Source organism: Cecembia sp., from assembly GCF_007126775.1.
GTDB lineage: Bacteria > Bacteroidota > Bacteroidia > Cytophagales > Cyclobacteriaceae > Cecembia.
The window spans coordinates 1-9,313 of record NZ_SLAP01000248.1 but is presented as its reverse complement, the minus strand read 5'-3'; the positions used below and the strand labels follow the sequence as shown (position 1 = coordinate 9,313).

The window sequence follows — 9,313 nt, the reverse complement described above, 5'->3', positions numbered from 1 at the left end:
TTATAATAAAAATGAATAGATTAATAATAAACCTAATTTTTTTTACTCGATAAAGTGTTAACTTGCGTTCAAAATGTTAGTAATCTATGAGAAAAATTTTTAATGTCCTGTTTTTATTGTTTTCATTTTCACAATTATCCTGTCAAAATGAAAAAATAGATGAAAATCAGTTGTTGAAAGATGAAGTTATTGCCATCCATGATGAAGTGATGCCATACATGGGAGAGTTGAAATCTTTAAAAAAAGAAATAGATAACAAGTTAGACAGTTTGGTTCAGCAGGATTCCCTTGTCCATGCAGAAGAAATAAAGAAGCTTTCTTTGTTATCGGAGCAATTGGATCATGCGTTTGATGGCATGTTTGTTTGGATGAGGCAATTTAAAGCTCCTGATGCAGATGCAGAAAAAGAGGAAGCTAAGTCTTATTTATTGGATCAGAAAGAGATGGTTCAGAAGGTCAATGAGGACATCAAGGAGGCCCTAAAACTTGCGAAGGTTGAATTGGCAGAAAATTAATCCTTCTTTTTTAGGAATTCCTCTATCTGATTAGCATCAATTACCCCTTCTTTATTCCCCCAAATATTGTAGATATAGGTCATTATACGTGCAATTTCCAGATTTGTAAGCCTCGGATTTGCAGGCATAGCCTGATTGTAGACCTGGCCATTTACTATAATTTCACCGGATTGCCCATATTTGATTATTCTTGCTGTTCTTCCTATGTCTTCCACCATGTAGTCTGAGGGATTAAGTGGAGGTATAAGTTTTCCCAAGCCTGTTCCGTCTTTTTGATGGCAGTTGGCGCAATAAGCTTCATAAAGATTTTTACCTTCGATGGCATACTGCAATACTTTGGTGTCTTTAATGGAAGCCAAAGTACTTACTTCTCTCTTTTCATTGGTGCTGCATGCAGCCAGGAAAAGCAGGGATGAGATCAAAAAAAATATTCTGTACATTGATTCTAGCGTAAAAGTTTTGGAATATCCCTCATCAACCTGTCTACCTGATCTTCCTTGGTACCATCATATACGCCTCTGATTCTCCCCTTCTGATCCACAAGGACAAAAGCTCCGGAATGTAGGATTCCCCCAGGTTCATTTTTGTCCGTCATGGCAGTGGTCAGGTAGCTGGTTTGGCCAATTTCAAATATTTTTTCTTGATCTCCTGTCAGGAATTGCCAGGTTTGATCGTCTTCTACTCCAATTTTATAGGCATAATCTTTTAATAATTCTGCCGTGTCATGCTCTGGATCCAAGGTATGGCTTAGAATGAGGAAATCAGGCTCTTCTTTGAACTTCTCATAGACCCGTAGCATTTGTGTTTTCATGATAGGACAGATGGTGGGGCAGGTAGTAAAGAAAAAGTCTGCTACATAAACTTTTCCATCTGTAGTAATATTACTGATTTCTTTCCCTTCCTGATTGCTGAAAGAAAAGTTAGCTATGGTATGATAGACGGTGTCCTTTACTTCTTTACCTTCTATTTCAAATTCATTGATATGCCAATTCCCCAAAATAGGTAGAGCAGTTTTTTCATCTTCCACACTTTTTTCAGAGCAGAATGAAAAGTTTAAGGCAACAATACCTATAAACAGAAAATTGTAAAAAAGGGATGGATTTTTCATTTCTATAATTATTCTTAGTTAGATTCTCTTACTTTTTTGTACCATTTGATACCGAGCATCATCAAGAGACTTAATCCCAATAGACCCAAAATCCCCCAGACCATACTCATCATACTTTTTAGTACAATAAGGAAGACAATCGCAAACAGCAGGACAGTAGAAGCCTCATTCCATATACGTAACTGCGTAGATGTCCATTTGGATTTGCCATTTTGTAAATCTTTGTAAATTTTATGACAAATAAAGTGATAAATGTACAAGAGAAAGACAAAGCCCAACTTGGCATGCATGAAACCCAGCTGCATATAGCCCCAACGGTAATATAAAACACCAAATCCAAATATCAGGGTCAAAATAGCGGATGGCCATGTGATGATGTACCAGAGTCTTTGGGCCATAAGGTTAAGTTGCGGCAGAAGAATTTCTTTTTCTACCTGGGGCTTAGCCATTGCTTCCACCTGGTAAATGAAAATCCTGACTATATAGAAGAGCCCAGCAAACCAGGTAACCACAAATATGATGTGCAGGGCTTTTAAATATTCAAAGGCCATCATGGAATTTTTCTGCTAAATTAAGGCTTATATTCCAAACTACCTGCTTTCATGACCAATCGATTCCTCTTTTATGCGCTTATACTAGTAGTCGTAGTGATCTTAGTTTGGATTACAAGTGAAACTTTCAACCAGCCCGGCGTTGTCGACCTGGAAGGGGAGTTTGTAGAAACAGCTTTTTATCGAAATGAAAACAATACAGGTCCTGTAATACGAATATATGCAGTTTATAATCCAGATACCTCTTGGAATGCATTGAAGACATATGGGGAATATATGCCCCATACCAAATATGGGAATACGAAGGTTTACTTCTTCAATCTGCTGTCTCAATCTCCTTCCCAACTAAGTCCTAATACTCCTCATTTTGATGAAGCTATGCAGGAATATTGTACTGGGCTTTATGAAAAAAGTGCCATGGGCCAGGAAAGGTTTGTAAAATTTCCGTTCAAAAGACAAAAATCGGATTGACTTTTTAGCGCATGTAGATTAATTAAATGCTTTTCTTTTGGACAAGTATTCACGAATGGATAATTTTAAAAGGTACAGCAATAAATAGCTGCTTCGGATCCAATTCAGTCCTTAGAGAAGTGTTTTTTGGGGAATTAATCAATTCAAGCATTGAAAAAAAAGAACAGGCTTAGCGCTCAAGAATACATTCAAGGAGTATTAAATGGGGACAGAATGGTTCTCAGTAGGGCGATTACCTTGGTGGAAAGCACTCTGCCCTCTGATCAGACCCTTGCCGAGGAGGTGATGGGGGAAGTATTGCCTTTCTCAGGAAAGTCTATTCGGATTGGGGTTACCGGTGTTCCTGGGGTAGGTAAAAGTACGTTTATCGAGAGTTTCGGTAAAATGTTGGTAGATCAGGGGCATAAATTGGCAGTTTTGGCCATCGATCCAAGCAGCCAGAAATCCAGAGGCAGCATATTGGGAGATAAGACAAGGATGGATAGCCTTGCCGCTGACAAGCGCGCTTACATTCGACCTAGTCCAGCCGGATCAAAATTAGGAGGTGTTAGTGCAAGGACCAGGGAAGCCATGCTATTATGTGAGGCTGCCGGTCATGATGTAATCCTTATAGAAACTGTCGGGGTGGGGCAATCAGAAATTGCAGTCAAAGGGATGGTGGATTTTTTTCTTCTTTTGATGCTTTCTGGAGCAGGAGATGAACTTCAGGGTATCAAAAAAGGAATTATCGAAATGTGTGACGCTTTGGTCATTAATAAAGCTGATGGGGGGAATTTAGAAGCTGCAAAGAGGGCAAAAAGAGATTATGCCAATGCCCTTCATCTATTTGCAGTTCAGGAAAATGGATGGAGTCCAAAGGTTGAGATTTGCTCGGGGCTTTCTGGTCAAGGTTTGGACGCCATTTGGGAAATGGTGCAGGCGTATAGAGAAAAGATGCAGTCGAATGGTTATTTTGAATTCAATAGGTCCAATCAGCGTATTAATTGGATGCATGAACATATTATGTATCTCATAGAGAATAAGTTGTATTCAAATCAGCATATTCAGCTTCTATTGGGAAATATTTTAGAAAAGGTAAAAACAGGAGAGGTGTCTCCGATTGCAAAGGCCAAGGAATTGGTTGATTTGTTTTTAGAAAAAAAGTCGTCCTAAATGTAATTTCTTAACCTCTTATTCATCCAATATGAAAAATATTTCCTTTTACTTATTTCTCTTTTTATTTTTTTCATGTGGGGAAGAGGAGTACCGCAATGCTTTGCGATATGAGGTCAAATCTTACGAAGAAAGTCGCTGTGTAGAGGAAGTCTGTGCGAGCATGTCTCTATCTTATCCTACTTATATTGGACATCAAGTCGATTCAAGTATTAATGGGACAATAGAAAGTCTAATTACGGGTGTGATTGCATTTGAAGAGCCAGCAGAAACCATGGCATTGGCCGTCAGTAATTACTTGGATTCCTTTGAGAAGTTTTCTAAGGAGTATGGAAGCTTTTCAGATTGGTTTATTGATATTGATGTCCAAGAAACTTTTCAGAATGAAGAATTGCTCACTATTTTGCTTAGTTCTTCCTCTTTCCTAGGAGGGGCCCATCCCAATTCATACCAATCCATTATCAATTTCGATATCAAAAGGGGGGAGATTGTTCCTTTGAAAGGATTGAAGATGGATTTTGGCATGTTACTTGAACTGGTGGAACAAAAATTCAGAATTTATCATGAAGTAGCTGAGGGTATTTCCCTGGAAGAAGATGGAAGGTTCTTTCTGAATAATGATCAAGATTTTTTCTTACCGGGAAATATGGGATTTGATAAAAATGGGCTGTTGGTCCTATATAATCCCTACGATATAGGGCCATATGTTTTGGGAATGACCGTTATTCATCTTTCATGGCAGGAATTAGATGGTATTGTAAGCCCCGAATTAAAGCTGAAATAAAAAAAATCTAATAAGAGCGCATTTTAAATTTTTTCTTCAGTTCGTTGACTGAATTTCTAAAAGAGGTATCTGTTTCCATGAAGTCATTAACGGTCTGCACAGCATGGATTACTGTGCTGTGGTCCCGTCCCCCGAAATGGTATCCTATTGATTTCAAAGAATGGTTGGTAAATTCTTTAGAAAAGTACATGGCTACCTGACGGGCAGTGACAATTTCCTTTTTTCTGGTTTTGGCCTTTAGGTCATCTATCTTTATGTCAAAGTACTCCGAAACGGTTTTTTGTATAAAATCTATTCCGACTTCCGTTTCAATGTCCTTGACGATATTTTTCATAATGGCTTTCGCCAAGGTCAGGTTGATATCCACCCTATTGAGTGAAGCATGGGCAATCAGGGATATCAATACCCCTTCGAGTTCCCTAACGTTGGTGTCTACCGTGTAAGCAAGATACTCCATCACGTCATCAGGGATGGAAATACCCTCTGACTGCATTTTTCTTTTGATGATGGCTACCCTGGTTTCAAAATCAGGCATTTGAAGGTCTGCTGTAAGTCCCCATTTGAATCTTGAAAGTAACCTTTCTTCCAAACCTTTTAGGTCCTTGGGAGGACAATCAGAGGTCATGATGATCTGCTTCTTGTTCTGATGCAGGTGGTTGAAAATATGAAAAAACATTTCCTGGGTTCGGTCTTTTCCTGCGAGGAACTGTATATCATCTATGATAAGTACGTCAACCTGCATGTAGAAATTGGTGAAGCTTTTTATATTTCCATCCTTGATGGAATCCATAAACTGGTTCACGAATTTTTCAGAGGATACATACAATACAAACTTATCTTCAGGACCATTTTTGATTTCATTCCCTATGGCTTGTACCAAGTGGGTTTTACCAAGCCCTACACCTCCATATACCATGAGTGGATTGAAAGAGGTAATACCGGGTTTGGTAGCTACTGCGAATCCAGCAGATCGCGCAAGCCGATTACAGTCGCCTTCAATATAAGTATTGAAACTGTAATTGGGGTTTAAATTGGACTGAAGCAACATTTCGCTGTTCAGGGAAGGCATGTCAAAAGGACTTTTGCCTTCATTAATGGGCTGTATTGGCTTTTTTGATGTGCTACCGGAGTTATTTTGTGGATAGCTTACCACATAGGGCTGGTTCTGGGAATTCCCTCTGTCCACTACCACTGCATATTCCAATCTCCCATTTGGCCCCAATGTAGATTTAATCGCCAGTTTTAAGACTTGTACATAGTTATCTTCCAACCATTCGTAAAAAAATTGACTCGGTACCTGAATGGTCAGACTGCTTCCCTCTAACCTCACTGGATTAATAGGCTTGAACCAGGTAGAAAAACTCTGTTCATTAACGTGCTGTTCAATTACACGCAAGCATTCACTCCAAACTGCATTAGCCTCTGAACTCATTTAGTACTTCAGTATAAATAGATATGCGAAAGAATTGATAATTTAAGATTGAAACCCTGCAATAATAGGGGGATCAAATTTGGGGAAAATTAATTTAAATAAAAAATCCAAAACACCTTGACTTTCTAATAAATAGGCAAACTATTTACTCGGGCTTGTATTATTTGGTTTTCCCTTCCAAATTCAAAATCTACTTTCCCTAATTTCAATGCTCCTGTACCGACTTGATGTACAATTGTTTGGTGCCCTGCATCATTTCTTACGATTGTAGGTTCCTCCAAAAAGGTATGGGTATGACCACCAATGATCAGGTCTATTCCATCTACCGCATTGGCCAATTTTAAATCATCGATTTTGTTACCTTGGTAGGAGTACCCTAAATGGGATAAACAAACAATCAGGTCCGCCTTTTTTGACTTTAATTCCTGGATCATTTCCTGTGAAACTCCTATGGGGTCTTCGTATTGGGTTTCTTGAAAGTTTTTCTTTGCTACCAGTCCCTGAAGAGATATCCCCAGTCCGAAAACACCTATCTTTAACCCGGATTTTCTAAAGATTTTAAAAGGAACGGTAGCACCGTTCAAGAGGGTACCTGAAAAATTATAATTTGAGCAAATATGAGGGAATTTTGCATGAGGTAATTGCTCATAAAATCCGGAAAGTCCGTTGTCAAACTCATGGTTTCCCATTGTAGACGCATCAAACCCCATTTTGCTCATCAACTTAAACTCCAACTCTCCTCCATAAAAATTGAAATAGGGTGTGCCCTGAAATACATCACCCGCATCCAATAAGAGTAAATTTTCTTCTTCGGATCTTAGTTTGGAAATGAGTGATGCCAACTTTGTCATCCCGCCCTGATTGGCCCATCTGCCTCCATCATTGGGAAAAGCCTCTATTCTGGAATGCATGTCATTGGTATGCAGAATACTGATTCTTTTATTCTTAGATGGATACAGTGTTGCTCCGATGGACTCCGTTCCCAAACTCAGTGCTGCTCCTGCTACAAGGCTGTTTTTAATGAATTCTCTTCTGTTCATATCAATCCAGTTTTTGTCTCCCTTCTATATTGGCAGTTATTTTTTGTCCTTTCTCGGTTGTAGATTTGATCTGTGTAATCAAGATTTCCCTCAATAAGAAGTCTGTTTCAATTTTTCTCGGAAGAAGGGTAAGCATTTCCATTCCGTCCCCACCATTGGCGAGGTAATCATTTACCGCTAATAAATAAGTTTTTCCGGGTAAAGGAGGTTCTCCATTTATTTTTATTTCTGTGACTTCTCCATTTTTTGCAACGATGTTCATGCCGGCAATTCCGAGTATTTTACGTCTGGCTGCGAAGGCTGCCAGGTCCTTTACATTATCCGAATTGAGTTCTAATACGTACAGGTAATTGTCAAATGGAGAAAGCTCATAGATATTGCCCAATGTAATCTGCCCTTTTGGAAGATTATTTCTTATACCCCCATTGTTCATGATAGAAATGTCTATGGAAAAGCCCAAATTCATTTCAGCAAAAGCTTTTTGGTAATCTACTACCAAGTTTCCCAAGGCTGTTTCTCCCTGTCCAATTTTTAATATGGCACCCGAAGTTTCTCCAATTACCGTATTCATTTCTTCTGCTAATCGCGTTTTGTAGGGTTGGATAAAGGTGTCAATTTCAGGGCTTGGCTTCACCTGTTCATTTACTGCAATGTGCTCTCCTGTTGCCGTTTTATACAGCTGAGGGCTGCAGCAGATCAATAAAAAAGCAAGACTTAGAAGGAGAAGATTTTGGTGCGATTTATTGAGGAACATCATTCAATTTGAAGTGATTAATGGGTTTTCAAATATCTAAGGCGTATTTTTGGATTTAAAGATAACTTTTAAACGCAATACAGTTTAATAATTAAAGGTTAAAATACAGTCTTTAATCATTCAATATAAACCCAATATGCAAAACGGCTTTTTCCAAGACTTTGATCCGATAAGTAAAGCACAGTGGATTGCCCAGGCTATTAAAGACCTAAAAGGCAGAGATTTTCATCAGACACTTGTCACAAAGACCCTCGATGGTATTGAGATTTCACCATTTTACACATTAGAAGATGGCCTGGCTTCCAAAATAATGAAGCCATATCAAAATAAAATAAATGCGGTACCGGAAATCCCTGGCTCACCACCTAGGCTCTGGTCTAATGTATTTTGTCCATATGAGTCGGAATCAAAAGAGGGCAACAAATTGATTTTAGAGGCTTTGATGAATGGAAGTGATGCCATTTTATTGCATGTTTCAGAAAATACCAATTATGAAGAACTGCTAAAAGATGTAGCACTCCCATATATTCAGCTTTTTTTAAAGCCAGTTTTGGGAAGTACCCCTGTCAAAGTAGCGGATCAATTCATTTCCTGGTTGGAAAAGACAGATTGGGGCAAGCAGCAGGTGAGCGGAGCATTAATGTGGGATGGGATGGCCCATCTTTTACAGGAAAGGGCTGATTTGAAAAAACAGGTGAACTTGGTAGCAGAATTGATGGATAAACTTGAAGAGTATCCCAATTTTTTGACCATGTCCTTGGACTTTTCTGTTTACCAGGAAGCAGGTGCAAGTATTATTCAGGAGTTAAAGTATGGTTTTGCTTCCTATATTGAGCTGTTAGACCAACTCACAGAGAGAGGGGTAGAGGCGGCAAAGGTTTTCAATAATACGCTCCTTTTGCTTTCTATTGGGTCCCGGTATTTTGAAGAAATCAGCAAGATCCGCATTGCCAGCGTATTTTTTGAGGCTTTGGCAAAGGGGTATAATATTACGCTGAAAGCTGAGCAGATCAATGTTTTTTGTCAGACGAGTACTTGGACCAAATCCAAACTGGATGTGCATACCAATATGTTGCGCAATACGACAGAAGGGATGTCTGCTATTCTGGGTGGTTGCAATGCCTTATGGGTCAGGCCTCATGATGAGGTCAGCGGCATTTCAACGGTTTTTTCGCAAAGGATGGCCAGGAATGTTTCCAATATAATAAAAGAAGAGAGTTATTTTGACAAGGTATTGGATCCTGTTGCCGGAAGTTATTTTATTGAGAATCTCAGTGAAAGTATGTTGGTCAAGCTGAAAACCGAATTGGCTGCTTTTGAGTCGCAGGGAGGCTGGTGGATAAATTATTCTGAAAATAAGCTGCAAGATTCTGTTAAAAACACCAGGACCAAACGTCAGTCAGAAGTTTTAGATGGGTATGTTGTAAAAGTAGGCGCCAATAAATACAGGGAGGAAAAGGTGGTTTTAAGCATCGGGGAAACACCGAGTGTCCAAGAGGCTGAATG

The 9,313-nt window shown here is 39.1% G+C and carries 11 protein-coding genes; 5 read left to right on the top strand and 6 right to left on the bottom strand.

Annotated features, from left to right (window positions below):
- The first annotated feature begins 86 nt into the window (after positions 1-86).
- Positions 87-515, top strand: coding sequence for a hypothetical protein (locus QZT73_RS16445; RefSeq protein WP_291789324.1), 429 nt, complete (start codon positions 87-89; stop codon positions 513-515).
- Here QZT73_RS16445 and QZT73_RS16440 read toward each other — a convergent pair.
- From QZT73_RS16440 to QZT73_RS16430, 3 genes are read right to left on the bottom strand one after another with little or no spacing between them, the layout of a single operon-like run.
- Complete coding sequence (locus tag QZT73_RS16440; RefSeq protein WP_291778459.1) at positions 512-955, bottom strand: cytochrome c; 444 nt, start codon at positions 953-955, stop codon at positions 512-514. The genes QZT73_RS16445 and QZT73_RS16440 overlap by 4 nt on opposite strands.
- Positions 956-960: 5 nt before the next feature.
- Positions 961-1,623: an SCO family protein gene (locus tag QZT73_RS16435; RefSeq protein ID WP_291778457.1), complete on the bottom strand. Its 663-nt coding sequence runs from the start codon at positions 1,621-1,623 to the stop codon at positions 961-963.
- Positions 1,624-1,637: 14 nt separating this feature from the next.
- The gene (locus tag QZT73_RS16430; protein ID WP_291778462.1) at positions 1,638-2,174 is read right to left on the bottom strand and encodes a CopD family protein; all 537 of its coding nucleotides are present in this window, start codon (positions 2,172-2,174) and stop codon (positions 1,638-1,640) included.
- 51 nt (positions 2,175-2,225) lie between these two features.
- Here QZT73_RS16430 and QZT73_RS16425 point away from each other — a divergent pair, with 51 nt between their 5' ends.
- The 3 genes from QZT73_RS16425 to QZT73_RS16415 all read left to right on the top strand — a co-directional run bounded on the left by QZT73_RS16425 (position 2,226) and on the right by QZT73_RS16415 (position 4,581).
- A complete protein-coding gene (locus QZT73_RS16425) occupies positions 2,226-2,645 on the top strand; it encodes a hypothetical protein (protein ID WP_291778455.1) in 420 nt (139 codons plus the stop codon).
- Positions 2,646-2,795: 150 nt separating this feature from the next.
- A complete protein-coding gene (gene meaB / locus QZT73_RS16420) occupies positions 2,796-3,797 on the top strand; it encodes a methylmalonyl Co-A mutase-associated GTPase MeaB (RefSeq protein ID WP_291778453.1) in 1,002 nt (333 codons plus the stop codon).
- Positions 3,798-3,828: 31 nt separating this feature from the next.
- Positions 3,829-4,581 (top strand): RsiV family protein, encoded by a 753-nt coding sequence (locus tag QZT73_RS16415; RefSeq protein WP_291789321.1) that lies wholly within the window; start codon positions 3,829-3,831, stop codon positions 4,579-4,581.
- Positions 4,582-4,588: 7 nt separating this feature from the next.
- On the opposite strand, the gene dnaA is transcribed toward QZT73_RS16415, so the two are convergent.
- The 3 genes from dnaA to QZT73_RS16400 form a co-directional block, all read right to left on the bottom strand.
- Positions 4,589-6,013, bottom strand: a complete 1,425-nt coding sequence (dnaA, locus tag QZT73_RS16410; RefSeq protein ID WP_291778449.1) for a chromosomal replication initiator protein DnaA — start codon at positions 6,011-6,013, stop codon at positions 4,589-4,591.
- A 125-nt stretch (positions 6,014-6,138) separates the two neighbouring features.
- Positions 6,139-7,053, bottom strand: a complete 915-nt coding sequence (locus QZT73_RS16405; protein WP_291778448.1) for a metallophosphatase — start codon at positions 7,051-7,053, stop codon at positions 6,139-6,141.
- A 1-nt stretch (position 7,054) separates the two neighbouring features.
- Positions 7,055-7,810 carry a 5'-nucleotidase C-terminal domain-containing protein gene (locus tag QZT73_RS16400; protein WP_291789319.1) on the bottom strand — a complete coding sequence of 252 codons (756 nt, stop codon included), beginning with the start codon at positions 7,808-7,810 and terminating at the stop codon, positions 7,055-7,057.
- Positions 7,811-7,943: 133 nt separating this feature from the next.
- Here QZT73_RS16400 and QZT73_RS16395 point away from each other — a divergent pair.
- The coding region (locus QZT73_RS16395) for a methylmalonyl-CoA mutase family protein (RefSeq protein ID WP_291789317.1) at positions 7,944-9,313 on the top strand (1,370 nt) is incomplete at its 3' end.

Bases quoted from the DNA above. Each gene is read 5' to 3' on its own strand.
- dnaA (WP_291778449.1), bottom strand. From the start codon at position 6,013: ATGAGTTCAGAGGCTAATGCAGTTTGGAGTGAATGCTTGCGTGTAATT.
- QZT73_RS16405 (WP_291778448.1), bottom strand. From the start codon at position 7,053: ATGAACAGAAGAGAATTCATTAAAAACAGCCTTGTAGCAGGAGCAGCA.
- QZT73_RS16430 (WP_291778462.1), bottom strand. From the start codon at position 2,174: ATGGCCTTTGAATATTTAAAAGCCCTGCACATCATATTTGTGGTTACC.
- QZT73_RS16445 (WP_291789324.1), top strand. From the start codon at position 87: ATGAGAAAAATTTTTAATGTCCTGTTTTTATTGTTTTCATTTTCACAA.
- QZT73_RS16425 (WP_291778455.1), top strand. From the start codon at position 2,226: ATGACCAATCGATTCCTCTTTTATGCGCTTATACTAGTAGTCGTAGTG.
- QZT73_RS16400 (WP_291789319.1), bottom strand. From the start codon at position 7,810: ATGATGTTCCTCAATAAATCGCACCAAAATCTTCTCCTTCTAAGTCTT.
- QZT73_RS16415 (WP_291789321.1), top strand. From the start codon at position 3,829: ATGAAAAATATTTCCTTTTACTTATTTCTCTTTTTATTTTTTTCATGT.
- QZT73_RS16440 (WP_291778459.1), bottom strand. From the start codon at position 955: ATGTACAGAATATTTTTTTTGATCTCATCCCTGCTTTTCCTGGCTGCA.
- QZT73_RS16435 (WP_291778457.1), bottom strand. From the start codon at position 1,623: ATGAAAAATCCATCCCTTTTTTACAATTTTCTGTTTATAGGTATTGTT.